This is a genomic window from Algoriphagus sp. 10J20-15 (genome assembly GCF_055809615.1).
Window position 1 is genome coordinate 1 of record NZ_JBVVUG010000053.1, and the last position, 24203, is coordinate 24203.

General features: G+C 36.8%; 28 protein-coding genes and 2 pseudogenes. 12 read left to right on the forward strand and 18 right to left on the reverse strand.

The window, feature by feature from the left end:
• Positions 1-309: 309 nt before the first annotated feature.
• The 5 genes from AC0L6R_RS24815 to AC0L6R_RS24835 form a co-directional block, all read right to left on the reverse strand.
• A complete protein-coding gene (locus tag AC0L6R_RS24815; protein WP_473273560.1) occupies positions 310-792 on the reverse strand; it encodes a hypothetical protein in 483 nt (160 codons plus the stop codon).
• 17 nt (positions 793-809) lie between these two features.
• Positions 810-1031 (reverse strand): hypothetical protein, encoded by a 222-nt coding sequence (locus AC0L6R_RS24820; protein WP_473273561.1) that lies wholly within the window; start codon positions 1029-1031, stop codon positions 810-812.
• A gap of 212 nt (positions 1032-1243) precedes the next feature.
• A complete protein-coding gene (locus AC0L6R_RS24825) occupies positions 1244-1981 on the reverse strand; it encodes a LytR/AlgR family response regulator transcription factor (RefSeq protein WP_473273562.1) in 738 nt (245 codons plus the stop codon).
• A gap of 15 nt (positions 1982-1996) precedes the next feature.
• Positions 1997-3019 carry a sensor histidine kinase gene (locus AC0L6R_RS24830; protein WP_473273564.1) on the reverse strand — a complete coding sequence of 341 codons (1023 nt, stop codon included), beginning with the start codon at positions 3017-3019 and terminating at the stop codon, positions 1997-1999.
• A 184-nt stretch (positions 3020-3203) separates the two neighbouring features.
• A complete protein-coding gene (locus AC0L6R_RS24835) occupies positions 3204-4169 on the reverse strand; it encodes a tetratricopeptide repeat protein (protein WP_473273565.1) in 966 nt (321 codons plus the stop codon).
• Positions 4170-4736: 567 nt separating this feature from the next.
• On the opposite strand from AC0L6R_RS24835, the pseudogene AC0L6R_RS24840 reads away from it, so the two are divergent.
• Positions 4737-4919, forward strand: a pseudogene (locus AC0L6R_RS24840) (SOS response-associated peptidase family protein); the annotation flags it as partial.
• A gap of 167 nt (positions 4920-5086) precedes the next feature.
• Here the strand turns inward: AC0L6R_RS24840 and AC0L6R_RS24845 are convergent.
• Positions 5087-5386 carry a DUF3892 domain-containing protein gene (locus AC0L6R_RS24845; RefSeq protein ID WP_473273567.1) on the reverse strand — a complete coding sequence of 100 codons (300 nt, stop codon included), beginning with the start codon at positions 5384-5386 and terminating at the stop codon, positions 5087-5089.
• 535 nt (positions 5387-5921) lie between these two features.
• Here AC0L6R_RS24845 and AC0L6R_RS24850 point away from each other — a divergent pair.
• The 5 genes and pseudogenes from AC0L6R_RS24850 to AC0L6R_RS24870 all read left to right on the forward strand — a co-directional run bounded on the left by AC0L6R_RS24850 (position 5922) and on the right by AC0L6R_RS24870 (position 8514).
• Positions 5922-6158, forward strand: coding sequence for an LLM class flavin-dependent oxidoreductase (locus AC0L6R_RS24850; protein ID WP_473273568.1), 237 nt, complete (start codon positions 5922-5924; stop codon positions 6156-6158).
• A 492-nt stretch (positions 6159-6650) separates the two neighbouring features.
• The gene (locus AC0L6R_RS24855; RefSeq protein ID WP_473273570.1) at positions 6651-6839 is read left to right on the forward strand and encodes a hypothetical protein; all 189 of its coding nucleotides are present in this window, start codon (positions 6651-6653) and stop codon (positions 6837-6839) included.
• A 68-nt stretch (positions 6840-6907) separates the two neighbouring features.
• Entirely contained in the window at positions 6908-7192 is a 285-nt protein-coding gene (locus AC0L6R_RS24860) for a PAS domain S-box protein (RefSeq protein ID WP_473273571.1), read from the forward strand.
• Between the two features lie 30 nt (positions 7193-7222).
• Positions 7223-7405, forward strand: a pseudogene (locus AC0L6R_RS24865) (hypothetical protein); the annotation flags it as partial.
• Positions 7406-8085: 680 nt separating this feature from the next.
• Positions 8086-8514, forward strand: a complete 429-nt coding sequence (locus tag AC0L6R_RS24870; protein WP_473273574.1) for a hypothetical protein — start codon at positions 8086-8088, stop codon at positions 8512-8514.
• Between the two features lie 127 nt (positions 8515-8641).
• Here AC0L6R_RS24870 and AC0L6R_RS24875 read toward each other — a convergent pair whose 3' ends face one another.
• From AC0L6R_RS24875 to AC0L6R_RS24885, 3 genes are all read right to left on the reverse strand, one after another.
• On the reverse strand, positions 8642-9154 hold the full coding sequence (locus tag AC0L6R_RS24875; protein WP_473273576.1) for a helix-turn-helix domain-containing protein: 513 nt from the start codon (positions 9152-9154) through the stop codon (positions 8642-8644).
• A gap of 67 nt (positions 9155-9221) precedes the next feature.
• Positions 9222-9551, reverse strand: coding sequence for a hypothetical protein (locus AC0L6R_RS24880; protein ID WP_473273577.1), 330 nt, complete (start codon positions 9549-9551; stop codon positions 9222-9224).
• A complete protein-coding gene (locus AC0L6R_RS24885; protein WP_473273578.1) occupies positions 9548-9670 on the reverse strand; it encodes a hypothetical protein in 123 nt (40 codons plus the stop codon). Before AC0L6R_RS24885 ends, AC0L6R_RS24880 begins: the two co-directional genes overlap by 4 nt.
• A gap of 486 nt (positions 9671-10156) precedes the next feature.
• On the opposite strand from AC0L6R_RS24885, the gene AC0L6R_RS24890 reads away from it, so the two are divergent.
• Entirely contained in the window at positions 10157-10360 is a 204-nt protein-coding gene (locus tag AC0L6R_RS24890; protein WP_473273579.1) for a hypothetical protein, read from the forward strand.
• Positions 10361-11374: 1014 nt separating this feature from the next.
• Here AC0L6R_RS24890 and AC0L6R_RS24895 read toward each other — a convergent pair.
• The 5 genes from AC0L6R_RS24895 to AC0L6R_RS24915 all read right to left on the reverse strand — a co-directional run bounded on the left by AC0L6R_RS24895 (position 11375) and on the right by AC0L6R_RS24915 (position 14170).
• Positions 11375-11755, reverse strand: coding sequence for a response regulator (locus tag AC0L6R_RS24895; RefSeq protein ID WP_473273580.1), 381 nt, complete (start codon positions 11753-11755; stop codon positions 11375-11377).
• Between the two features lie 27 nt (positions 11756-11782).
• A complete protein-coding gene (locus tag AC0L6R_RS24900; RefSeq protein WP_473273660.1) occupies positions 11783-12361 on the reverse strand; it encodes a sensor histidine kinase in 579 nt (192 codons plus the stop codon).
• 207 nt (positions 12362-12568) lie between these two features.
• Positions 12569-13108 carry a hypothetical protein gene (locus AC0L6R_RS24905; protein WP_473273583.1) on the reverse strand — a complete coding sequence of 180 codons (540 nt, stop codon included), beginning with the start codon at positions 13106-13108 and terminating at the stop codon, positions 12569-12571.
• A gap of 25 nt (positions 13109-13133) precedes the next feature.
• Positions 13134-13361 carry a hypothetical protein gene (locus AC0L6R_RS24910; RefSeq protein ID WP_473273584.1) on the reverse strand — a complete coding sequence of 76 codons (228 nt, stop codon included), beginning with the start codon at positions 13359-13361 and terminating at the stop codon, positions 13134-13136.
• Between the two features lie 125 nt (positions 13362-13486).
• Positions 13487-14170 (reverse strand): hypothetical protein, encoded by a 684-nt coding sequence (locus tag AC0L6R_RS24915; RefSeq protein WP_473273585.1) that lies wholly within the window; start codon positions 14168-14170, stop codon positions 13487-13489.
• Positions 14171-14884: 714 nt separating this feature from the next.
• Between AC0L6R_RS24915 and AC0L6R_RS24920 the strand changes: the two genes are divergently transcribed.
• Positions 14885-15187 carry a hypothetical protein gene (locus tag AC0L6R_RS24920; protein WP_473273586.1) on the forward strand — a complete coding sequence of 101 codons (303 nt, stop codon included), beginning with the start codon at positions 14885-14887 and terminating at the stop codon, positions 15185-15187.
• Positions 15188-15551: 364 nt separating this feature from the next.
• On the opposite strand, the gene AC0L6R_RS24925 is transcribed toward AC0L6R_RS24920, so the two are convergent.
• Both AC0L6R_RS24925 and AC0L6R_RS24930 read right to left on the reverse strand, forming a co-directional pair.
• Positions 15552-15743 (reverse strand): DUF4625 domain-containing protein, encoded by a 192-nt coding sequence (locus AC0L6R_RS24925; protein ID WP_473273587.1) that lies wholly within the window; start codon positions 15741-15743, stop codon positions 15552-15554.
• The gene (locus AC0L6R_RS24930) at positions 15709-16227 is read right to left on the reverse strand and encodes a DUF4625 domain-containing protein (RefSeq protein WP_473273662.1); all 519 of its coding nucleotides are present in this window, start codon (positions 16225-16227) and stop codon (positions 15709-15711) included. The genes AC0L6R_RS24925 and AC0L6R_RS24930 overlap by 35 nt, the downstream gene beginning before the upstream one ends.
• A 733-nt stretch (positions 16228-16960) precedes the next feature.
• On the opposite strand from AC0L6R_RS24930, the gene AC0L6R_RS24935 reads away from it, so the two are divergent.
• From AC0L6R_RS24935 to AC0L6R_RS24950, 4 genes are all read left to right on the forward strand, one after another.
• Positions 16961-17299: a hypothetical protein gene (locus tag AC0L6R_RS24935; RefSeq protein WP_473273589.1), complete on the forward strand. Its 339-nt coding sequence runs from the start codon at positions 16961-16963 to the stop codon at positions 17297-17299.
• Positions 17300-17303: 4 nt separating this feature from the next.
• Positions 17304-19205, forward strand: a complete 1902-nt coding sequence (locus tag AC0L6R_RS24940) for a TonB-dependent receptor (RefSeq protein ID WP_473273591.1) — start codon at positions 17304-17306, stop codon at positions 19203-19205.
• Positions 19206-19221: 16 nt separating this feature from the next.
• A complete protein-coding gene (locus AC0L6R_RS24945) occupies positions 19222-20142 on the forward strand; it encodes a DUF4625 domain-containing protein (protein ID WP_473273593.1) in 921 nt (306 codons plus the stop codon).
• A gap of 102 nt (positions 20143-20244) precedes the next feature.
• Entirely contained in the window at positions 20245-20670 is a 426-nt protein-coding gene (locus AC0L6R_RS24950; RefSeq protein WP_473273595.1) for a DUF4625 domain-containing protein, read from the forward strand.
• 1059 nt (positions 20671-21729) lie between these two features.
• Here AC0L6R_RS24950 and AC0L6R_RS24955 read toward each other — a convergent pair.
• Together AC0L6R_RS24955 and AC0L6R_RS24960 are read right to left on the reverse strand one after the other, a co-directional pair.
• A complete protein-coding gene (locus AC0L6R_RS24955) occupies positions 21730-22539 on the reverse strand; it encodes a hypothetical protein (RefSeq protein ID WP_473273596.1) in 810 nt (269 codons plus the stop codon).
• Between the two features lie 40 nt (positions 22540-22579).
• Positions 22580-24181 (reverse strand): hypothetical protein, encoded by a 1602-nt coding sequence (locus AC0L6R_RS24960; RefSeq protein WP_473273598.1) that lies wholly within the window; start codon positions 24179-24181, stop codon positions 22580-22582.
• Positions 24182-24203: the final 22 nt, after the last annotated feature.

Consider the following 24203-nt stretch of genomic DNA (forward strand, 5'->3'; position numbering starts at 1 on the left):
GTGCATTGTTAAACAAGGCTATTGATTCATCCCACTTTTCATCCTGTTTTGTCGAGAGTTTTTTGGGATTGACCGGTGGGAAGTAGCTTAGATTTTTATTCATGGTATTTGTTTTGACTTAGGTTCTTTTCGAGCTCAAGCTTTTTGAAAAATAATGTTACCAATCCAGCAATGCTTATTGGAAAGGTTTTTTAGGTTTAGAATCCTATGATTTTGGCTTAATAATCCATAGAAATGAAGTTCCCGCTTAGGTCATAGCTATAGGTGAAAGTAGTTCCCCCGTTTTCCGGCTGTAGCAGAATCTGGTATTCAATTTTTGACTGCACTCCATCTTTGGGGATTTTCACTATTGCCATTTGAAGGGAAGGGTTTTGGATCTCCTTTTCTACCTCCAATTTTTCTTTGGATTTTTCTACCAAGTCTCCCAATTTGCCCAGGCTCGATTGGATCGCCCAATTGAAACATAAAGTCCGAAGCATTCATGCCGTCAGGTACTTCCAAAGTGATGTCAGAAGTTTGTCTCCAATTATCATTGGATTGCGTCCATTGCCCCATTTTTAGGGAAGATGGATCACTGGTGACAGTCACTGAGAGGATGTTTCCAATTGATTTATTATGTGTGATTGTTAAATCAGTGAAATATGCATCCTCTCCAAATTGGTCTTTCAGGTTTTCCTCTATGACAAGGAAGCCATCCGCATTTGCTTCTTGATTGCTCGTGCCACTACCACTACCACAGGCATAAAAGAATGTCAGCAAAAGAAATAGACAAAGGTTTTTAAGATTATTCATTTCTAAAAGGTTTAGGGTTATTCTTCTACTTCTTCGGATTCTCTACCATAGATATAGAATAGAGCTCCTCCAATACCGATCAATAAAAACCGAATGATCCAACCCATTCCGCTTCCCCAGATATCTATCCAGGATAATAGTCTGATGTTGTAATTAAAGATTGATAGGACCATTGACATGATCCCCATTGCAGCTAGTAAAAGTCCGCCTTTCCCGAGTTTTGATTTGATGTCTTCCATTTGAATTGATCTTTTAAATTTTATAAAAAGTGATCCAGGGTTTGTTATACCTTGAATCCCTGAAATCTTAAGATCAATCTTGGCAATTTTTTGTTGTGGTGAAATAGGCAGTCTATATCCGTATTACCTAACTGTATATTAGTGAAATGTTGACTGGTTTTCGTTTGGTTGAAAATTGGGGATAAGGATGTTTTTGTACATAAGAAGAGATTCTAATGCCTGTTGAACTCTAGAAAAGTTGTCAAAAAAGCTTCTTTTTTTCGGAAGGAAACGGGGATTTGCTTTCCGTTTTTTAAGTAAATTGTCCCTGATTTATCGTATTTGTCAATGAACTTCAGGTTCACCATAAAAGACTGATGGGGTCTAGTGAAATGTACTTTTTCAAGTTGTTCCTCATAGTTTTTGATGGGTTTGGAAGCCATGTATTTTTTTCCGTTTGATAAATGAAAAGTGGTGTAGCCTTTATCTGATTCGCAATACAACAGTTCGGTTAGGTCGATGACCTGAAAGCTGTCGCTTAAAGAAAGTACAAGCGTGGAATCATCTTGGTACCAGACTTTTTTAGTTTGATTGATCTGTTTTTTCTGTTGGACTGAACTTTTGCTTTGCACTTTTTTCAATGCGATTTGAAGCTCTTCCGGATCAACTGGCTTCATCAGGTAATCTACAGCACCTATTTTCAGTGCCTTAAGTGCAAATTCTTCATAGGCTGTAATGAATATGACCTTAAAGTCCAAATGTTCGGTTTGATCCAAAAAATCAAATCCAGTTCCATCCGAAAGGTTGATGTCCAAAAAAACAAGCTCAGGTTTGCAGGCATTTGCGACTATAACGGCTTCCTTGACAGATTCACATTCACCAATGATATTAACATCAGAACTGACTGAGTTGAGTAAATTGATCAGGCCTTTTCTGATATAGGCCTTGTCTTCAATGACCAGTGCATTCATGATTCTTGGCTTAGTTTATAGGGGATTGTCAAAGTCACTAGGGTCCCTTTTTTCATTGAATTTGGTTCTATCGGCTATGCTTATTTCTCCCTTCATTTTAAGGTCCTTGGAAAGTATTTTTAGCCGCTCCGAAGTGATAGTGGTAGCCAAAGATTTTTTGGTGTTTGATCGACTTCCAATTTGGGAATCTATTCCTATTCCGTTGTCGGAGATGGTACAGATAAGTTGTCCTTGGTCTAGCATAAGAGAAATATCAATTTTATTTTCTCCGGATTGCCCATTAAATGCGTGTTCTATCGCATTTTCGACAAATGGCTGAATAAGCATAGGAGGGATTTTTATCGCTGCCGGGTCAATTTGATCTGCCACATGAATTGAAAAATTGAATTGATTGTCTTCCAGATTATGGAGTGAAAGATAATTCTCAATTGCAGTAATTTCCTTGGAGAGCAAAACCAGTTTATCCCTGGAATTTTCCAATATGATTCGCAGAAGTTTGGAAAATTTGGAGAGATAGTTCACTGATTTACTTTCCTCTTTATTGAGAATCATCCCTTGGAGTACGGAGAGAGAATTGAAAATAAAATGTGGGGTCATCTGAGAGCGAAGCAGCTTTTGCTCCACGATGACATTTTTGGTTTTGGATTTTTCGTTTTTCAGCTTTTCAATAAAAATCAAAGTTCCCAAGACTATGGAAATCAATAGAATTCCTATAATGGCCCATAGGTAATTCTGCCTCGTTTTTGCCAAATCCTGAGAGGTGTCCAAAACGGTTTTTGTTAACTTCAACTCTCTGATATTGGCAGAATCCAGTTCCAACTTGTATTTATATTCGTATTCCAATTGGGCTATTTTTTCTATGTTTTCCTTATTGAAAAGGCTGTCGTCCAATATTTTATATTGCTTATGGCTGTTGAGCGCTTCCATATAATTTCCCGTTGCTTCATAAATTAAGGATAGCATTTCGGAGGCTTCTTTTTGATAGTTTAAGAACCTCGAAGCTGTGGAAATTTCATTGGCTTTCAGCGCCTTGGACAAAGCTGGGCCATATGCTTTTTGCTTTTCTAAAATTCTGGACTGTCCGATATAGGCTCCGGATAATGTCTCGACGTTTTCAATTTCTAAACTGATTTTTTCTGATTTAGTGAAGTAGCTGTTTGCGTTGGCAAGGTCATTAAGTTTTAGATAGGTTCCCCCGATATTATTTAGAATATAGGGGATTTCACTGGTAGCGTACTATTTGTTTACTTATTTCTAAGGCATTAAAATAGCTATTCAAGGCATTTTCATATTCCTCCAGATCTTCATAAACGGTTCCAATTCCATTCAAGGTATTGGAAACCCCTTGCTTACTGTTCATTCGCTCATAGATTCCCAAAGCGCTTTCAAAACTTTCCATCGCCTTTTCAAAATCTTTCTGGACTTTGTAAATCGTCCCAATATTCCCAAGGTTATGAGCCATACTGATGCTGTCTCCCAGTAACTCATTTTTATATAAAGATTTTTTGAAATGTTCCTGGGCTAGCGGATAATTGCCTTGCTGCATGTAGACGTTTCCCAAATTGTTCAGACTGTAGGAAATCCGCTGCTCGTTTTGATTTGCTTCGGCTATCGAAATCGCTTTATTCAAATGAGAAATGGCTTCATTAAATTCACCCAATTCTTCATATGCAGCTCCTAAATTCAAAAGACTTGCTGAAAGATTATCGCTTCCGATTTCTTCTTCAATAGCTATTGCTTTTTTATAATTCTCGATCGCATTCCTGAGCTCGCCTTTATTTTTATAAGTGATCCCCATAGCATTGTAACAGCTAGCTATTCCTTTTTTAATCGCCAGGCTTTCATATAGTTTTTGTGCCTGGTCATAATAATCCAAAGCCTGCTCATAATTGGATTGGATAGCTTCTGTTATGCCCTTGATAAAAATACTTCTTGCCTTACCTTTTTTAAATCCGATAGCATCTGCCAACTCCTTAGATTCGCTCAAATAATCAAGTGATTTTGAAATGTCTCTGCTGAAAAAGGAGAAAGCAAGTTCATTTAGAAGGTTGACCCGTATAGTGTCTTGATTTGTATGGAGTTCTAACTCTGATAGTAAGCTATCAATAACTTGGTTTTGCGCATATGCACCCGTCCAAATTAGGTGGAAAAACAATAAAATAGGAATCGTTCTAAAAGTAAATCGCATGTTTTTAGGACAAATCTGATTAAATGCAATTCAAAAAAATGAGGAAAAAAATAGGCCTTATTCCTATGCATTTTTAGAATCTTTTATGATTGTTTGTACTCTGATTGAGTTCATATTCTGGTCCAAAATACTAGTTTATATCCCATTTTAGTAAGAACGTTAAAGTTTTTTGGAAGAAATTTTTATTGCAAAAAATTACCGTTTCCTTCTAGGCAATATCCGCTGGGAAGGGAATTAGATCCGTAATGGGATATAATATCATGATAAAGTTTTTTAGAGGTACTGCTGAAATTTTATCTTACTGGGATATCTTTTTTTAATCGAATAATTAATTATCTTAACCTAAAATAGCAATTCTTAAAGAGTTGATTTTTCTATTCCCTTTTCTGCCAATTTACCATGTGAACTTCATAAAGCCAGAGCTCTTGCCTTTGATGGTTTACTCCGTTTCTTCTTTCTCTTAATGTTGAACTGCCCTCGGCTCGTACAGCAATATTTAAGCGGCGTTGTATAATTCTTGTAACAGGTTATTATGAATAGAGATATTATTAGCGTAAAACCTATCCTTACTTCATACACCCGGAAGGTCCAGGTGTTTTTCATTGGGGAGGAGTTGACAGATTAAGAAACGGGGGAACCCAACGTACCTACGCTATAATTACCACAGAAGCCAATCCATTGATGGTACAAATTCACAACATCAAAAGGCGCATGCCCTTGATTTTAGATCTTGGCAAGGCTAAGAAATGAATTGAACCAGATTTGGGCAAGGAGGAATTAAAGAAATGATGATCCGGTTTCAATGGAAAAAATGGCCGCTTACACCATCCCCTGATTGGTTACTTCAAGAAATGAAAATCCCAATGTAGTGGAGGTTATAGGGAAGGCGGAACATGCTGAACTCCTGAATTAGAACTTTATATAACCTCTTCTTTTATTATTTCAGGCAAGTCTTCTAATAGGTTGTGCAAATACCCTTCACCAATTGCAACTAACACAAATTTACCACTTTCAGACTTGGAGATTTTAACAGGGATTTCATGGCGATTTTCTAACATAAAAAAGTCCCATAATCCATTATTAATCCCTTCAATGGCCTTTTCTGCAGAAATTACCCATCGTTCTCCTGTGTTATTGATTCCACCAATTTTACTTATTATTATCGATCCTGAAGCGGTGGTTTCTTTTTCGACGAAATGTATTTTTAATCTATTCATTCTTGGCTATGGCTGGGCTGTATACAGATTGGTTTGAAATTAAGAAACGAGAATATTGAGTGGAAGGATGCATTGCGTTTAAAGTTTACAGGCAAATCATTTTATTCTGGGGTTTGTTTGCTTTACAAAAGCATTTCGTTTGTATTCCACAGGATAATTAATACGTAGTTCACCTTTATGCATTGAAAATTAAATTTTATCCCCTTTGCTGAAGTAGGAGTAAAGTAGCATTTATATTACCCTAATGCATAGCTAGGTAGAATACAATGTATAGGATTAAGATTGTCTTGCCTTTCTACAACGTATCAGAAGCAAAGGAGTAGCAAAAGTATATTGAGAATAATCCTCTTGAGTTTATTCTCAAATTGAACAGATTTTTAAAATTGCCTTTTTTTGAGCTTACTTACTGAAGTGTTTATTCTACTCAGATAGGAAATAAGAAAACATTAAAGTTTATGAAAAAAAAATAGGGTTTCTGTCTTTCGGACATTGGGCCAATCATCCTGCTTATACTACCAATCCTGCAAGCGATACCTTGCTTGATCTGGCTGTTGCTGCCGAAGAAATTGGAATGGATGTGGCTTATTTTCGGGTGCATCATTTTGCCCAGCAATTGGCTTCTCCATTTCCATTGTTGGCTGCTGTTGGAGCTAAAACTCACAAAATTGAAATCGGAACTGGTGTCATCGATATGCGATATGATAATCCATTGTACATGGCGGAAAATGTAGGTGCTGCCGATTTGATTTCTGAAGGTCGTTTACAGCTGTGAGTTAGCAGAGGATCACCTGAGCAGGTTATAGTTGGGTGGATGTATTTCGATACGAGTTGGAAAATGGTGAAACAGATGCTGAAATGGGAAGAAGAAAAACGTTGGAGTTTTATAACATTCTAAATGGTGTTGGCTTTGCAAAACCTAACCCAATCCTATATTTCCAAATCCTCCGGGATTACCGAAAATTGAGCCTTATTCTGAAGGGTTGCAGGATCATATTTGGTGGGGCTCTGCTTATTATTTCGAACTGGATGAAAAGAAATTTGAACTAAGGGTGTACCGAACGGTCAAAGTAGAGTAAGTTTATCTCTAGAGAAACCGCTTTTTCATCGATACTTCATCCTCAGCTTTTTCGGCTGTAGGTAAAATCAATGCGACAGCAACATGGTAAAGCAATTGCATACCTAGGATTTTAATAATGCCGACTATTTCAAAGGCAAGCACGAGGATATTAATTAGAACAATATTTGTATAGAAGTTAATTTAAAAATGAAAAAAAACTATAGTAGTATGGAAAAATTTGGCTTGATCATTTTAGGGATTCTTTTACTCGGGGCCATTGTGGTGCTTACGCTGGTGATGAAAATCATCGAGTTTTTTATGGGGGCAATCTTATTTGTATTGGCCATAATTCTTTTGATTTATCTCTACACTAAAATAAAAAATAAGGTTTCTTAACATCCAGAGTGTTTCTAAACCCTATCAAGTTTTTATCATATATTTATTGTAGGATCTTATTAGAATTAATGAGTAAAAATAGTATCTATACTAGTTTTACCCTCTTGAGTTGGGATATTTGTAAACTGACAAGCATATTCAAGCAGCTTAAACTAGAGGAGTTCAATAAACTTATTAAGTATTCAGAATTGTATAATTGGGATGTTGACCTTAAAAAAGAATTAGCTGTAGTATACCAAGCGCTTGTTCTAACTGATCTGGATCAGAAAATTTTATATGTGAATGAAGGGTTTCAGGGAATGACGGGATATTCTCCTGATTTTGCTATTGGGAAATCCCCGGCTTTTCTCTAAGGAAAAACCTCAGCTACGGAAAGGGTTCGCAATTTCGGACAGCAGTTAAGTACGGGTAAACGCTTTACAGAGTCAATTGTAAACTATAGAAAGAATGGGGAAGTTTACCTATGCGGGATTTCTATAATTCCTATTTCAAGTTCAGGTGGTGAACTAAGTCATTTTCTTGCTTTAGAGAATGAAATAAAGCGAGGATCCTTTCAAAATCTATAGGTTTTTTTGTTCCTAATGAAGGAAAGGACATTAAATGTCTTATGTAAAAGCTCTAATTGAGGTCAATTTAAAATCCAATATTCTCAATTTTCTGAATTCTGTGAATTTGAAATTACTGACACTGGCAGTAGTTGCTAATCAAATGATTTTAAGGTTGTTATTATTTAAGAAATGAGATGGATTTATTTTTTAATTTTCCGTCGATTCTGAATTAGGCTGGTGGCTAAAATAAAAGAATTAAGCGTTAAATTCGAAGAAGTGCTTCCTATAACCTGCAGTATTTATGAATAAATAGGACTAAACCTGGTATAATGGGAAGTCTTACTAAAGCTATTTTCGCTACAAAGAAATGCCAAAGACTAGGAAGTATGCCCTAGCAAAGTACAATTCTGTGGCTTCTAATTGATCAATGCCTTTATGGTAGATTATCTGAGAGTCTAAAAATAATCTGCATTCCGCTTAGTATTTGAGTCATATTCATTTCTACTAGCACTTTTTACTTTTGAATCCTGTTTCGGCCATGATTATGCAATAAGGGATACCTTATTTCTTGGAAAATTCCTTAGTTTCTATTTCGTTATTTATTAATTCTAAATCGATAAAGGGATTATTGTTAAATGTGTAATATGCGCCTTCTTAGTGATTACGGGGCTATGTAGTAATACTTTAAAAAGAAAATGATGGATACCGTATTTGTAGTTTTTTCAGCTGAATATCAGCTTATGGAGGTGAGATCCAGACAGTTGGAAGGTACTTTGCCAGTGTTTAGAATAGAGGCAGTTTTCAACAGGGAGCAAAAATGTTTAGAATGGATTGAATGGCATTCAACGGGTAAACAAACATGCTTATTGAGCTATATTGAAATTCCTGTAGATCTGGAAGTTGGACAAACGGAACAGAATCTTGATGCGTATACGGTTCATATGAATGCTGATTTTCAGATTCAAGAAATTTTTCTTGGTAAAAATTTGCCCATTTCTGAAGGTAAAAAATATTGTTTTAAAACAATTGAGAACGGCGATATTTTGGGAAGTCTTTGGGCTCGGGATTTTATAGACGCCTGCAAAGTAGCTTACATTGGGGCAAAAGAAACTTTGGCTAAAAAGTAATGCGTTTTATCATTTGTAATAATTCAAATGAGTTTTTTGAGCTCAACTTGTGTTAAAAAAAGTATAAAGCCGACAATAATCCAGCCGATCTATTCTTACTTTAACTTTATGGCCAACTTTGTTCCGGCTAGACTTGGTTTTTTCTATATTCTTTCCTGAAATTGGAAGGAGTGGTATGGTATATTTTTTTGAAGAGTTCGGTAAAATAACTCTGATTGCTAAACCCAACTTTCTCTTTGATTTCCTGTAAGCTATCGTCTGTATTTATTAATAGATCCTTGGCTAGGCTTAGGCGCAAATATTGAAGATATTCATTGGCAGTTTTACCATAAAAATGCCTAAAGCCGTTCTGGAATTTTTTTAAGTTTAAACCAACTCGCTGAGCGATCAAATTGACTGAGGTTATCGAATCAAGCTCTGATTTCATAATTCCTACCGCTTCCTTTATGGCATGGGCTTCTGATTTGCGAAGTATCCTTTTATCGGAATTTCCCCTTAGATCATCATCATATTGTATTAATTGCTGTCCAAGCATTCTGTAGGCCTGACCTTCCAAAGATATTTTTCGTATAAGATGATCTTGTTGTTGAGTTTTCATTTCATCGAATAATTCTCCAAGCACTAAGCTATTAACTGCCATTGTAATAAAATGTTTGGGATGCTTTTTCTGTCTTCAAATATAGATTGTAGGCCTGGTTTCGACTTTTTTAATTCACAGGCCATTTTCGCTTTAAACCTTTCTCTATCAACTTCCAGACTGTAAATCGACAGTAAAACGTATTTGCACTTAATTGAAGCACATGACCATTTTTTCCTTGGCTCGCTACAATGATATTTTGGTATTGCTGCAGGGAATGGGATTGTTCATCCTGCTCAAAATAATGTGAAAGGTTACCCTCCAGGCAGAATAGAAATTTTAAAGGATGAGTGAGGTTTACTGTAAAGCTCATTTCCAGATCGCAGTTGAACGTACAAGCGTAAATCAATAATCCCAACCCCCCTTCAAAGTTAATTCCTTTGATTACTCCAGAGCTCAAGCAGTAGGAAGATGTACGGTGTATTCTCCACAGTCATTTACAAAGCTTGAATCTAAACCACGTGCTATATCTGCAATTACCTCTTTGAGCGGAAGTGAGTGGATTTGGAGCTTTTTCATAGAGGCACAAGATATTGAGGGTTAAATAACAGGAAGTTTAATCCAATTAAGGCAGATGATTGATTCTAAGAACTATGTGTTTTTTTAAGTTTGTTGTCCATTTGATTATTTCATATCGACCACCACTATTACCATATTGTTATAAATTCATCGGGGAAAAGCATCCAAAGGTTGCACCTTTAAACAAAATAGTATTTCTAGTTTTAATAGGCAACTAAATAAAGGATAAATGCTGCCTCTTCACTTCTTTTGTATTAATTTTCATTTGTTTGAACTTACGGAAATTGATAGTTGGGATTGAAAAAGAAGTGGCGATTGGCTATGACTTATTAAAAATCAATATAGGGTTGATTGGAGTTACAGATACATGTAAATTATGGAATTTAGAATATGTTATTTTATTAGTGATTAAAGGGAACCTTTAAGTGCATATTCATGTATAATTATGATATATAAAATTGATAGTTTTTACCTATACAAAACAACATGAGAGAATTAATTAAAGAAGCTATAGCTGATCTTAAAAATGCTGATGGTTTTATTTATGTTACTGGAGATGGAAAACAGATTGATTTGCATGAAGCTGCCAGTAGTGGAATAGCAGTCACTCCTGTCAATCCGAAGAAAGAAGTAATTAAGAAATTAGAAGCTGCTGGACTTTTCCTGAAAGACACTGAATTTCATAAATGAATTGAATGAATTAATCTCCCTGGGATTCAGGAAAGGATGTAGCAGTAAAATCTTCCAAAAGAAGATCTTTCAGTGAATCTGAGAAAAATAAAATTGTAGAAGAATGGGCTAGAGTAGAGGCAACAGGCAAAAAAACTAAGGCTGCATTTGCTAGAGAAATAGGGGTGGGTTACCAGACATTAATTAATTGGTTAAGATGATAGGTCATTCACTTAAGTTGCATTAAACAGGAAAACCCTCAGCTAAGTAGAACTACGAGTCGTGGGTTTTGTTGTTTAACATGATAGGTTAAACAACCAATTACTTTCTAAATACTTAAGTCTGAAAAGGATATACTTTCCTAACTACGTTTTCGAGCTGACTGCTAAGTGATTAGTATATAAGGCTTTAGTTTTTGGTCTTTCAAGATTTGTCAATTTTTTATTACTTCAGTCAAATTAATTTACTGTCAACCAGTTATCTAAGTGTTTCCTAATTTTCTAAGATCTGATAAATCCGCCGCCCTCGGTTTTCCACCATAAACTTATCGGGTTTGGGCTATTTCGTTTTTTCACAAGAAAATCTGTGATGTTTTTTTTTAAAAAGGTGAGTTTTTGGAAAACGAAATGGAGTGCAGGCTAAAGGGATATCCAAATTAAATGAGGTGTATTTAGGTTTTTTAGAGTACGAATGTTATTCGGTCATTGAAAATCAGGAGAAAAGAATAATCAGTACCGTGGATGGACTTGATAAGTTGTGATTTTGTTAGTAAAAATACTGCTAAAAGATTCGCTGAAGGACTTTCCTAAAGTTCGACCCCGGTAATCCGACAATTTTATGGCACTAAATCTAAAGCTTGCAAATAAATAAATTGGATTTTAACATGAAGCTAGAAAGGGTTCCTTTTGTATTTCCTGTAAATCCTTTATTTTTTGTCAGGAGGCTATTTGTTGATTTAGGGATAAAGCTACTTATCATCATTGTCGGTTTATGATAGCTATTGCCTAAAATTTTTTCTAAAGTCCATTTTATATCTTAGTCAATAGCCAATTGAGTCAGTTCACTGTAGAACAACTTAATTTTTTTTGGATTTAACGGCTTGTGGAAATATTGAAGCACCCTCTCAAATTTTAAAGCTTTCTCTACCGTATCCAGTGATGAACTGTGCATAAACACCTTTATTTGATTATGAGGATCTATTTGATTTAAGGCTTCCAAAAAACCCCATCCATCCAAAACTGGCATACTGATATCAAGAAGAATCACAAGTAATTTCTTGGATTTTGAGCTTTTCTTTTCATTTAAATAGGTAGTAGCTATTTTCAAACCTCTTGTTGGGTCGCTACATAGTTCAAGTTCAAAGTTTAATCCTGCGGAAGATGAACCTGTAACAATTTGTTGGCGATTAACAGGCATAAATTATCATCGTCAACAACTAGGATATTAATGGGTTTCATCTGGCAATTCAATATAGAAGGATGTTCCCAAAGAGGGACTGGATTTAACTTTAATGGTACCACCTAAGGCACTGACTCTGACTCTGGTCATGTATAAACCAGTTCCCTTATGATCTGGGGTGGGAGTTATGGCGTCGTAAAGTTTGAACAACCTGTCTTTATATACCTCTAAATCAATTCCGACACCATTATCGCTTATGATTATAAGAGAAGAACTTTCTTTCCTTGAGGCTTTAATAGTGATATTTAGCGGGGTATTCGGTTTTCTGAATCGTATTGCATTATTAATTAGCTCCTTTATAATATTCCTTAAGTAATTTTCAACAGTGAAAATCCGAAATCCTTCAGGTAGTTGAATATCGAGTGTAATAGAGAAATCTATAAGTTCCTTCCAAAACCCGGTAATGATGGAGTGTAACAGTTCTTCTAACGATACATTGATCCGATCAGCATTTTTATTGTTTTGTAAGTGAAGTACATTGGTAACGATATGGGTAATTTCTAGTAAGTTGCTGACAGTAGTTCTTAAGTGGGAAAGAGTACTCCATTTTATCTTCAGGCGAATTCATTAATTCCATAAGCTGAACTAGCCCCTGCAGGTTAGCTACTTGGGAGCGAACATGATGATTAATAATATTGCCAAATTCAATAGAACGGTCATTTTGTAAAGTAACTTTATCAACCAACTCCAGTAATTGTACTTTGTTTTTTTCGAGAGTAGTAACATCAATACCTATAAAAAGGATAGTCGGGGTAGTTTCAGTTGTTTTACCTATGCTCGGAGGCAATCCCAGGCGATAATGGATTTTCTTCCCGAGGGATCTTCTCTTTCTAAAGAAAGAGGAAAAGAGATACCGGGAAACTGTAAGCATTTTCTGATAATCGTGCGGATTTTTGACTGGTTATCCTCAGAGTACTGCAGCAATTCATCTCTTCCTATCAGATCAATCGCATTATCCTGTCCCGTAAAAACTCGATTATAGGAAGAATTGGAATAAACAAGCTGACCAGTACTACTAAGCTCAAAAATTAAAATTTTCTTATTATTCAGTATTGTGTCGTAAAAATCTAGCTGCTTTTTGTTATCGGTTTTTACATTGGAAAGTAAATCTAAAGGAATTTTGTCTCCAGTAAGGTCCTGTATGGTGCCTTTAATGCGAATTATATGCTGGTTAGCAACAATTGGTATTCCTTTTATTCGAATAGTTTTACTGGGTTTTCCTTCATTCCTGAATGTGTGGTATCCGATATATTCTTTGCCTTTGTTGATGGCTAAAATAAAGTCGTAAGTCCTAAAAGTCTTATAATTCAAGATTCGTTGATCTAAGTGCATTGAATCAAGTGGGAATTCCTGTAGCCACGGTATTGACAGTACCTGTGGCCGCTTTTCTAGACATGAAGATATTTTTTGTGACTAGGTCATATTCCCATCCTCCAATTTCTGAAAGTGATTCAGATTCATAAGGAAAATTGTCGACTGTAGATTTGCCTGAGACAACTTCCAATAAGTTACTTTCATTTTTAAATACTACATAAATATCATTTTCACTTCTATGATAAATCATATGGATATACCTATTCCTTGGTAAACCAAAATTGAGGGTATACAGGTGGGAGTATTGGGTTATCTCTTTGTTTCTAATTAACACCTGAATTTCTTTGAAGAGCTTAAAGACATCGTTATTAGCCCTTAAAGGAGTGGTAAAATCCGGATTGATGAGGTCGTTAAATTGTGGTGACCATCCTGGAAACTGAGGTTCAGTAGGAAGTTTGTGCTGGGATTCCATCTAAGAGTATTGGTGGTTGCATCAGCGTAAAACCCACCAAAATCAGCTCTTCCGGAAGTTTTTTTTACAAAAAGTTCTTCTTCTGAACTATGGGTAAAGGAAAGTTTATTAAACTTTCCTTTACCGCTTTTAAGCAGTTCGGCTATGTGATTCGCCTTGTTCTGTAAATAGGAAAGCTGCTCTGATGTCAACTTCTTTGGAACAAAGTCAAAAATGCAGAGTGCACCTACACGTATGCCAGGCTCTAGCTCTATAGGCGCTGCGGCAAAAAACTTATACAACAAAGAGGTATGGTTGTAATGGTCTTTATACCTGGCATCGGCACCAAAGTTTTCAATGTTAAAAAATGGATTTTGACTTATAACCAGTTCCCTGGATAATGAAGAAGATGAATTTGTCTCATCTCTAAGAATTCCATATTTGGATTTAAACCAAACCCTATTTCGGGAAACAATAGAAATTGTTGCCCCAAAACAGCCAATTTCCTTAGTTATCCCCTCCGTAAGTCTATCAAATTGAATTTCACTGGGACTATCTAATAAGTCGTACTTGTCTATTAGTTCCTCTCTGAGTATATCATTATGCATTTTAGAGTTAAGTAAATTAGGATAATAAAAGTTGTTATGGGTTTAAAGGATGAAATTGGCTTGGATTATAGGAGAACCATGTTAATTCAAAATTTTGGAAGGTGTATTTTCCATTTGCCAGGTTTCTGTTCAGAAGAGGAATCCAACCGATAACCAGTATAATACACTTAATTAAAAGACAAAGAATAGATTTCTGTTTTTAAATCCATGGCGAATCTGTACAACAAGGAATAAAATCATATATAGCGATTAAATAATAGATATGACTTTAAAAAAATACGTGTTTATACGTATTGAGTGTCTTAGAAATATAAAACATATATTGCTATTTAAAATGCTTAAAAGTAATATTAAAGTGCAATAAATTAATTAATTTAAGTCTTTTTATGTTTGTAAACAGTTGATTTATAGAATGTTATGATGTATTTTGTTGTTCGGTAATTCTATATGTTAATTTATTAATTATTACTAAAATAATTTTGGATTTAAGGATCCTTTGCTAGATAAATTAGATTTTTAAAAATTGATCGTATGATCGTTCGCAAAGATGCAAGCAACCTTAGGTTGTGTGCTTTTCAGGTTGGAATACTACGATTACGCTCAATAGAAGTGCCCGTAGCCCGAAGTGGCCTCAATTCTTTACTTTAACATCTCGCGCATTGGGTTTGCTTACTTAGTGGTGAAAGCGTTCAGACAAATTAGACAAATATTAATATGGAAACTTTAATTTTTGGAAATTGGGAAAGTACAATAAGAACTGGATTATTAACAATATTGGGTTATCTGGCGATGGTATTTCTGCTCCGAATCTCAGGGAAGAGAACTTTATCCAAAATCAATACTTTTGACTTTGGGGTCACCATTGCTTTAGGCTCAATGTTTAGCCTCTATAATAGCGACCCATCGTCCTCACATTATTACAGAAAAGTTGTTAACCAACTGGGGGGTGAATTTCACTTAATAGCACCAAATTATTCAGGTTATGCTACTAGTGATTTTCCTTTTTCTGCCATATAGGAATACACCTTTGATCATATGGCCCTACCATGCACTCATTTATAAAATTAAAGGGATTAGACTCCAATGCTAAAATGGTACAAAATTATGGGGCTCCTACCGGTTTCATAATTTCAAGTGCAGAGCTAAAAAAGAGAAACTGCTACTATTACTCAACATATCAACGCTTACAAGGAAGGTATGGGGCAAGCTTGGTCAGGTAGTTAAGAATTCTGGAAAAACCATATGAAAGTGGTGAAAAAGTTTTGCAGCTAGCTTGTAGGGTTACAATGACACAGAAGATTTCAAACTGAGTATTTGTCTAAGAATAAAAAAACCAGACAGCTATAGAGCAGTCTGGTTTTTTGAATTAAGTAACTTTAAATTAACTAGCAGTTACATTAATATGAGTTTCGACAGCTGTTATGTTACCATCTTCGTCTTCTATAGTAAAAATAACGTGGTATTCACCCGTTGGAGCGTTAGCCGGTACATCGATGTGCTCGTGGAATTCAGCTTCTGTAAGACCATGATATCCCTCTTCATAAGATTTCCCCAAAATCCCATTCGACTTCACCAGCACCTGGTGTAATTCCATGGGCATGGACGTCAACAGTGATTTGATGGATCCCATTCACAGCATTGATCATAAATTCTACATGGAAATCAGTGCCTCTAGCCACCGTTTCGTCCATCTCAAAGTCATTGATAGTCACTGGTGACATGACTTCCAAATGCCCTTCAGTCTCTGTGGTTTTTCCTGCTTTATCAGTGACTTCAATAGTCACATGGTATTCTCCAGCAGGTGCTGTGGCAGGAATGTCAATATGTTCGTGAAATGAGGGGTTTTTTACCAAATATTTTTCATCTATGTAAGTATGAGAATAATCCCATTCCTCTTCGCCTTCTCCGACTTCTAGGTCATGGCCATGAATGGTAACCGTGATTGATGCTACGGTAGCTTCTGCTAGAATTTCAGCCTCTATATGGAGATCTGATCCTCTAAAAGCTGTTCCGTCTGTTTCGTGGGTTCCACCTTCCCCGTATTCAAATCCAGAGATTACAGGTGCATCAAAGTTTACATCCTCATCATCCTGGCAGGAGAAAGTGCGGAGTCCCGAAAATTGGGACTATTAAAGCGTGTTTAAGTTTATTCATTGTGCTCTTACTTTTTGTTTGTTATAGATTTGATTTAGTGTTCATAAATAATCTTGCATTCGGGAAACAATTCCAGCAGTCAATACCTGTACTGTATGAACTAAATAGTCATCAGGGATAGGTACCTCAATAGGCTTGGGTTTCAAAGTGTAAATAGTATTACATTCCATACATTGAAAGTGGTTGTTAGTAAGTACCCCATTGGATTTAAAGCAAATTGAGTGTCTGAAATCCCCGTTTAAATCTGGAAATCGATAAATCAAACTTTCTTTTTCCAGTCTAAAAGTAACATCCGGTAAATAGTCACTCTACTTACTGAATTCCCCACTTGATTTTTGATCCCAGAATAATTAATGGGATGCTTAGCAAGGCTAATAATTTTGAGAATTTTTCTTCTGGCTATGGTATTTCCCATTCATAAATTTACATGCAACAGTATTGCAAATATGGTAGATTAATCTTTAAGTGCAATAGTATTGCATTTAAGTTTTTGAGATTTTTTTTAATGAAATATTTTAAAAAAGGCTATTCCTGTGAGAATTAAAGGGTTTTGCATTTTTTTCAATTTTATTAAATGCAACATTGTTTCATGTAATTTTGATTCTATATTTGCAATAATATTGCATTTAACCGTTGATGATCCGTCTTATATTTCTTTTTTCTGGTCTTTTATTACCTGGAGTAGCAACAGCATTTTCTCTGATAGTTTTCTCTGAAAATATGGCTGGTCCAAATATTCATTCCTTTAGTTTTGAGGCCATGTTTTATTTTCTACCTGACACTATGCCTAAAACTCAGGAATTGGAGGAAGTGGTGGTTATTGACCGGGCAGAAATAATTCGAAAGGAGCAATCAAACAGCATTGAATTAGTCGGGAAAGATTTTATCCGTGAAAACCGAAGCGGGAGCTTGATGAAATCTCTAGAAAGGATCCCAGGAAGTAGGTATGATCGGGATAGGTTCTGGAGCCTCTAAACCTTTGATCCGTGGACTGGGATTCAATCAGGTCATTGTAGTGGAAAACGGTCTCAAACATGAGGGCCAACAGTGGGGAGCCGATCATGGACTTGAGGTGGATCAATTTGCGGCAGATCAGATCTTCATCATCAAAGGCCCTGCTTCATTTAAGTATGGTTCTGATGCCATAGGAGGAGTGATTGATATCCGTGAAAAGCTACCTGCTGCAGAAGATGGTTTTGGGGGGGCTCTCGAGCTAGGTACCCGATCTAATAATGCCTGGTTTGGAGGTTCTTCCAATCTATTTTACAGAAAAAACAACTGGTTTGCCGAAGGTAGACTGACTGTAGCTGATTATGGTGATTTTAGAGTTCCCTCAGATTCAGTGTTTGTTTATGATTTCGGGGTGGCATTACACGAGGGACAGGTCAGAAATTCGGCTGGAAAAGAACTCGATTTCTCAGCTAGGGTAGGATATCTGGGAAAGAATATCCGCAATTCTTTAGGGTTCAGTAGAGTAAGTACCAAAGCAGGTTTCTTTGCCAATGCCCATGGTCTTGAACCAAGACAAGTGGATACGGAACTTCATGATCGCTCCAATCGGGATATTTTACTGCCTTTTCAGGAAGTGACCCATACCAAAGTGATCAATAAATCTACCTATACGACTGGGAATAACTTCCTTCAATTGGATTTCGGCTATCAGAGAAATGATCGGAAGGAATGGAGCCAGTATGTCAACCATGGTTATATGCCTGCGATTTTTCCATCTGAGTTTCCTTACCCATCCACCCTTGAAAGGGCATTTGATAAAGAGGTGTTTTCTGTAACCCTGAAAGACGAACTTTTTCTAGTCCGGCATGAACTGGAATTCGGTACCAGTGGCGAATACCAACACAATGATATAGGCGGATGGGGCTTTTTGATCCCGGCATTTCAGCAATTTAGCTATGGAATTTTTGCAATCGATAAGTTCAGATTGACGCCACTTTGGCAATTGACTGCTGCTCTTCGCTTTGATCACAGTCAGATCCATGTGGAGGAATACCCGGATTGGTTTCCCAGTGTTGAAGACGCTTCCCAGGCAACTCAAGCGGATTACTTGGTGAGGGCAGGGGAGTTTCAGCGAAAATTCAATAATCTGGTTTGGTCAGTAGGAGTGAATTATAATCCAGGAGATCTGGTGTTAAAGGCAAATGTTGGGACTAGTTTCCGAATGCCTATTGCCAAGGAGTTAGCTGCCAATGGGGTGAATTACCATTATTTTCGATACGAACGTGGTAATATTAATCTAGACCCAGAACGCTCTCTTCAGCTGGATTTGGGAGGTGAGTTAAAAAGGGAAAATTTGCTACTTTCTTTTAGTCCATTTGTGAATTTTTTCTCGAATTACATTTATCTCAATCCTACTGCCGAAATGGATGTGCTCTATGGTGCCGGAAATCAAGTGTTTACCTACACCCAAGCAAAGGTATTGAGGTATGGTGCAGAATTCAGCGCGAACTATCAATTGAATTCGAATTGGAGTTTTGAATTACTCGGAGAATATGTTTATAGCGAGCAGATGTCCGGACAGAAGCAAGGATTTACATTGCCGTTTTCACCGCCTCCATCAGGGATTATTAATGTCACTTACAAGCCGTTGGCTCAAGGTTTTTTTAAAAATCCATATTTCGCTGTTGATTTCAGAGCTACTGCCAAACAGGTAAATATTGTTCCTCCTGAGAAAATCACACCAGGTTATCAGTTAGTGAATTTAAGGGCAGGGACTTCTATTACAATACTTGGGCAACGAATTCTGACCGACCTTCAAATCCAGAATCTCTTCAATACCCGATACCTGAATCACACGAGTTTCTATCGTCTGATCAATTTGCCAGAGGCAGGTAGGAATATCAGCATTTCACTTAACTATCAGTTTTAAATACTCTAACCTAACCATGAAAAGACTAACCAACAATTATTTATTACTACTTTTTTCAGTGCTGATTTTCTCTGCTTGTGAGGATGATCCAAAGCCTGTCTTGCCTTCGCCAACTATAGAAAACATTGAAATCGGTGCTGCCGATAACAGAAGGGCCATAATCGGGAGAGATTTTCACCTTGAAATGGATGTGCTGGCCGGAGATAAAATCGATGTAATACAAATTAGGATTGAGCCCAAAGATGGAGAAACCTATGCCTCAGTCTGGAGTTTTGAGCTGACTTGGGAACAATTCAAAGGTGCCAAAAATATCACTGTACATCAGCACTTCGATGTACCTAAAGAGGCCGTGGAAGGAAAATATGACTTCATTATCATCGTTACTGATGAAAATGGAACCATGTTAGAAAAGTCTTACGATTTGCATATAATAGACCCTGCCAATCTAGAAGTTGATCCTATGCTATATATCTGGATGATTATGACTGATCAAGGAGATTTTCATTACGTCAATGAGTTGCTTGAGAGACCAGAAGGAGTTGAATTTTCAAAAGGTGAAGTCCTGACTTCCAGTATTAATATCAATAATGTAAAAGGAGACGGCGAACTGTATCTTTTGCTGATCAAGAAAGGCCAAAACCACAAGCCAGAGTCAGTTGAGAATATTGATTTTTCTAAAGTAGTAGTATACGATACTTTTAAACATCAAGATGAAGTGGATGTTTATTCCTTCAGTAATATTCTATATGATGGTATACGTCCAGCTCCAGAATTTACTATTGGAGCTCCGGTGGACAACAATAATCCACAGAGTGATTTGACTTCAGGAGATAATTCTTGGTCAAACGGTGAGTATTATTTTGGTGTGGTTTATACAAATACCACCTATAACTTAAACCTCCATTTTTATTTAGACATAAACATGACTGGCATTTAAATAAGGATGGCCAACACATTCCTATTTTGACTAGTTGAAGATAAAAAACTAAAGAAATTAAAATGAAAAATTGTCTAATGTTCTTGATGATGGGAAGTTTATATGGCTTCTTGTGGGGAAGATGAAAAGCCCCTTATCGATACAGAATACCCGAAGATTCTTATAGAAGGTGACTCATTTCCTTTGCAATGCAGTGTGATTGACCGAGGATCAACTTTGCAGTTCAAGGCCTATTTCTCAGACAATATTGAGTTGGGAAGTTATAGTCTGGATATTCATCACAATTTTGATCACCACACCCACAGCACAGAGGTGAGCAGCTGTAATGAGGATGCGATTAAGATGCCGGAAAATCCACTTTTGTTGATTCAGACTTATACCATTCCTGACGGGCGAAAAGAATATGTCGGGATCGCTGAAATAGAAATCCCTTCAGATATAGATCTTGGTGATTACCATTTCCTAATTCGCCTGACAGACCATGAGGGATGGCAGACTCTTCAAGGATTAAGTATTAAGATAAAATGATTTGGTTGATGGTTGATTGGAAAGGCTGTTTAGGAATCTAGGCAGCTTTTTTTATTAACACTAAAGCTCATATCATCCTACAGTTGTAGTAAAGATATATTTTCCCATAGGGTACAGTGATTTTTCAATATTAATAAATTGAAGAGTAAGTAGGTACGAATGGTTATTTCAGTTGATCCATTCAGATTCAAAAGCAAGGGCCTTAGCGAAATACTGTTTAACTATAGTTCTTATTGAGTTCTCATAGTCGTTGAGAAGGTTAGTCGAACGCTCAAAAAATTTAATGTAAAGGGTATGAAGTGGTTTTTCATCAAGCCTTTCGCCGTAGACCTGAACCCTAGCTATTGGATATAGACTTTTTAAGTGTTGTTTCACATCAAACTCACTAATGAATAAGTAGGTAGGAGATGGTAGGGTTTTCATAGTGGCTAGTCTCACATTTGAATGTTTAATTTAGTAAAAAGTAATGATTTTAAGTGATTGATTATCAATTTTTTTTAAAGATTTCTGTATGTAATTAGTACTTGAGTTTCGTGACGTTAAATAGTTTGTATTTAGACGATAAAATGCATTTTGTTTTTAAGGAAGCATTGTGGAACTATTTGGTTATTCAATTCATACCATAGAATTTCCAGAATACTTTTTCTGCATTAAACTCTACACACTGAGGATTATTTTTCATAGCCACAAACCTCTGAACTGATTTTTTATTGATTATTCAGACACTATTAAATCCAGCCCTCAGAATTTTCTCCCATTGTCTTTAGCATTATCAGGTTTGGAAAAGCACAATCAAAATATATGGTTATGTCTGGGATTAAGACATTCTGTGCTGATGGATGACTGGGGCGAGGTTGAAAGCCAATTGCTCCCGAAAACAAAATGTGGATAGATAGGAATATTTTGGGCTTTGACAGATCAATTTACGTGTAATTAAAAATCCGTCGGAAGCCAAAAACTCAGACGTTAGTAAAATTGACTATAAAATAGGCTTGAATTGGAAACTTATCTACATAAACCTCAAATATCCAAGTTTAATCTTGTACTCGCAACTATTTGTTAATAACACGGTTGGACTAAAATAAGGGATTCAGCCAAAGGTTTCTCCAGTATTTTTTCCCCAACCTTAAGTTGAACTGTGTATTCTCTAAAAGGCGCCCAGTAGGTAGCTGGGTCAATTGACTTGAGTATTAGCTTGCTCCAATACTGTTTTCCGTTTGAATCAGTGTAGGAAGATTCAATTTGTGTGATGAGCTGATCGGTGCCAACTGAAAGTCCATTGCTGAACAATTCAGGAAGACGAAGTTCTTGAGCCTGTTGGTTGAAAGCATAGATAAGCCTTGCATCAAAGTCCACTTTAGCTAGGTGAATCTTTTCGAACCCACTTGGGTCTTTGGATTTCCTGATTTCAAAGGCTTTGCTCTCCAATCCTGCAAGTACTTGGTCAGACTCAGGGATTGCTATAAATTCTAGGTATTCATTCATGGCAGGGATGGCAGTAAGTTGCTCTTTGGGTTCCAGATATACGGAGTCCACAGTGACGGTCTTGCCGTTGCCTGGCCCTTCGGCTTCTGTGCCGAAGGTCAGGTAACTGCCATCAGGCTGGGCAATTACATAGTGGATCATCTCATCTTCCCTTCCCCATGCCGCATGGTCGAAGAGAAAGCGTCCGCTACAGGTACTGTAATAGATCCACACGTCTGCTGATTGACCGGTATGATCTGAATAGGAGTAAATCAACACCTGATCAAAATACAGCCCTCCTTCTTCAGTGTCATAGGTGGTAAGGTCTATGTCTTGGGTAAACCCGACTGTCATTGAGCCTATAATGCTGAAGAAATGAATCAGAATTTTGGTTAGAAGATTCATCTTTAACAGATTAGGTGTTTCTTTTAGTTTCTATCATTTTCTATTCAATAATTTCCACAGTAAAAGCGATCATTACTGCTGGAGTAGAAAATTGTTGATCCTTTTTGATTGCAAAAAAATAGTAAGGCGGACTTACTAATGATCCTGCATGAGGATGCCCTTTTCCTTCTAATTTTCTATTGAATTTTTTTTCCTCCTCAGTAAGTTTACTCTGATCAGTCAATTCATGAAGATAAACTCTACGATGCATATTCCCGAAATTAGCATCCCCAAAAGGAAGAGCATTTGAAAGGTGCGCATGTCCATTAATTGCTATGCGTTCTGTTTTACCCTCCAAAGCGGCACGACTCACTTCAAATTCAAGATAACGATTAACAGGAAATATAGCACCTCTTGTGTGTTTATCACCCCCTGGGGGGTTGGGGAAATCTGCGTCTTTAGCAAAACTATAGAAGCCAAAGAAATGATAGTTTAAACCTCCCCAAGAACGATTTTTGCTTTTATCAAAATAAGAAAGGTTAGGCTTGCTTGCAGCTCTTGATTTTGGAGTATCAAAAATTCGTGCTGAAGCATTATTGATAGCTTTAAGCTCTGTAGTGTTAGAGGAAGTTTCCTTATAAACACGGATACTTCCCGTCCCGTACAATGCCATTGAGCCTTTGTCTGTTAGGTTGTAGTTTAAAAATGACTTATCCCAATAAAGGGATGAAGCCAGATAAATAAACTTATAATCCACCCTCACCTTCACTGTAGCACTCAGCTTTTTACTCTCCCGCTCTGCTTCTGCCTGACTGATTTTGATCATTTTGTAGCCTTGTTTTGGTGCTATCAGATAGATTCCTTCAACCCGCCCATTTGCCATGGTGTTCTTTTTATTCAATTCATAGATCGTGTCAAACATGACTGTGATATCATCTCCGTTGGTTTCATAACCAAACAGTTTTTTCTGAGCTGATCCAATACCATACGCTTCTCCCATAATTAACGCTTCGCCATACGCTTTACTTCTGTCTTTGGGATCTGGGAAGTTTTTTACATTTACATAGAGATTTCTCTTGGTTCCATTAGCATCACTCATTCCTTCTATACGATAATATCCGCCAATATTTCTGGCTGTCTTCGTGGGTGTGGTTGCCATTGCTACGCCCACTTTAGGTTTAGCAGTTGACTGCTGCACTACCGTACCACTTCCTGAAGAAAATGCGCCTTTTTGTAGTGAAGTTGCAGCCTGAGCTTTACTAGCTTGCTGATTGGTGAGGGCTTGGTTTTTGAAGAGGGGACCTCCGAAATACCGTGCACCTTTTGTACTCTCATGCATAAAAATAGTTGCATTGTCAGTGGGCCTGGTGAAAATCCTGAACTTTTGATCCAGAGATGCCCACTGGTTTTTATCATACTTTAAGGTGCCGTTCACCTCACCATTGGCAAGTGTTCCTGTGACTATAGCCTTCATGTTTTCCTTCTTGTGGATAATTTCTCCTGTGACAGTATTGCCATTTTGTGTGAGATGATACTCAATGTTCGTATCCACTTTCGTTTTGTCATTCACCATAGCGGCGTTCCATACACCTGTGTAATTCTGAGCCTGTGCCCATCCTGCCAAAAAGAGTAGAAATAGGGGTATATAAATGTGTTTTCTCATGATTTTTTTAAGTTAAAGTTGA

Excerpts from the sequence above, each read along its gene's own strand:
- AC0L6R_RS24870 (WP_473273574.1), top strand. The coding sequence starts at position 8,086 with ATGGATACCGTATTTGTAGTTTTTTCAGCTGAATATCAGCTTATGGAG.
- AC0L6R_RS24875 (WP_473273576.1), bottom strand. The coding sequence starts at position 9,154 with ATGGCAGTTAATAGCTTAGTGCTTGGAGAATTATTCGATGAAATGAAA.
- AC0L6R_RS24950 (WP_473273595.1), top strand. The coding sequence starts at position 20,245 with ATGGCTTCTTGTGGGGAAGATGAAAAGCCCCTTATCGATACAGAATAC.
- AC0L6R_RS24945 (WP_473273593.1), top strand. The coding sequence starts at position 19,222 with ATGAAAAGACTAACCAACAATTATTTATTACTACTTTTTTCAGTGCTG.
- AC0L6R_RS24910 (WP_473273584.1), bottom strand. The coding sequence starts at position 13,361 with ATGATTTATCATAGAAGTGAAAATGATATTTATGTAGTATTTAAAAAT.
- AC0L6R_RS24885 (WP_473273578.1), bottom strand. The coding sequence starts at position 9,670 with ATGAAAAAGCTCCAAATCCACTCACTTCCGCTCAAAGAGGTAATTGCA.
- AC0L6R_RS24860 (WP_473273571.1), top strand. The coding sequence starts at position 6,908 with ATGAGTAAAAATAGTATCTATACTAGTTTTACCCTCTTGAGTTGGGAT.
- AC0L6R_RS24960 (WP_473273598.1), bottom strand. The coding sequence starts at position 24,181 with ATGAGAAAACACATTTATATACCCCTATTTCTACTCTTTTTGGCAGGA.
- AC0L6R_RS24935 (WP_473273589.1), top strand. The coding sequence starts at position 16,961 with ATGATCCGTCTTATATTTCTTTTTTCTGGTCTTTTATTACCTGGAGTA.
- AC0L6R_RS24955 (WP_473273596.1), bottom strand. The coding sequence starts at position 22,539 with ATGAATCTTCTAACCAAAATTCTGATTCATTTCTTCAGCATTATAGGC.
- AC0L6R_RS24835 (WP_473273565.1), bottom strand. The coding sequence starts at position 4,169 with ATGCGATTTACTTTTAGAACGATTCCTATTTTATTGTTTTTCCACCTA.
- AC0L6R_RS24845 (WP_473273567.1), bottom strand. The coding sequence starts at position 5,386 with ATGAATAGATTAAAAATACATTTCGTCGAAAAAGAAACCACCGCTTCA.
- AC0L6R_RS24920 (WP_473273586.1), top strand. The coding sequence starts at position 14,885 with ATGGAAACTTTAATTTTTGGAAATTGGGAAAGTACAATAAGAACTGGA.
- AC0L6R_RS24820 (WP_473273561.1), bottom strand. The coding sequence starts at position 1,031 with ATGGAAGACATCAAATCAAAACTCGGGAAAGGCGGACTTTTACTAGCT.
- AC0L6R_RS24890 (WP_473273579.1), top strand. The coding sequence starts at position 10,157 with ATGAGAGAATTAATTAAAGAAGCTATAGCTGATCTTAAAAATGCTGAT.
- AC0L6R_RS24895 (WP_473273580.1), bottom strand. The coding sequence starts at position 11,755 with ATGCCTGTTAATCGCCAACAAATTGTTACAGGTTCATCTTCCGCAGGA.
- AC0L6R_RS24815 (WP_473273560.1), bottom strand. The coding sequence starts at position 792 with ATGAATAATCTTAAAAACCTTTGTCTATTTCTTTTGCTGACATTCTTT.
- AC0L6R_RS24855 (WP_473273570.1), top strand. The coding sequence starts at position 6,651 with ATGAAAAAAAACTATAGTAGTATGGAAAAATTTGGCTTGATCATTTTA.
- AC0L6R_RS24915 (WP_473273585.1), bottom strand. The coding sequence starts at position 14,170 with ATGCATAATGATATACTCAGAGAGGAACTAATAGACAAGTACGACTTA.
- AC0L6R_RS24825 (WP_473273562.1), bottom strand. The coding sequence starts at position 1,981 with ATGAATGCACTGGTCATTGAAGACAAGGCCTATATCAGAAAAGGCCTG.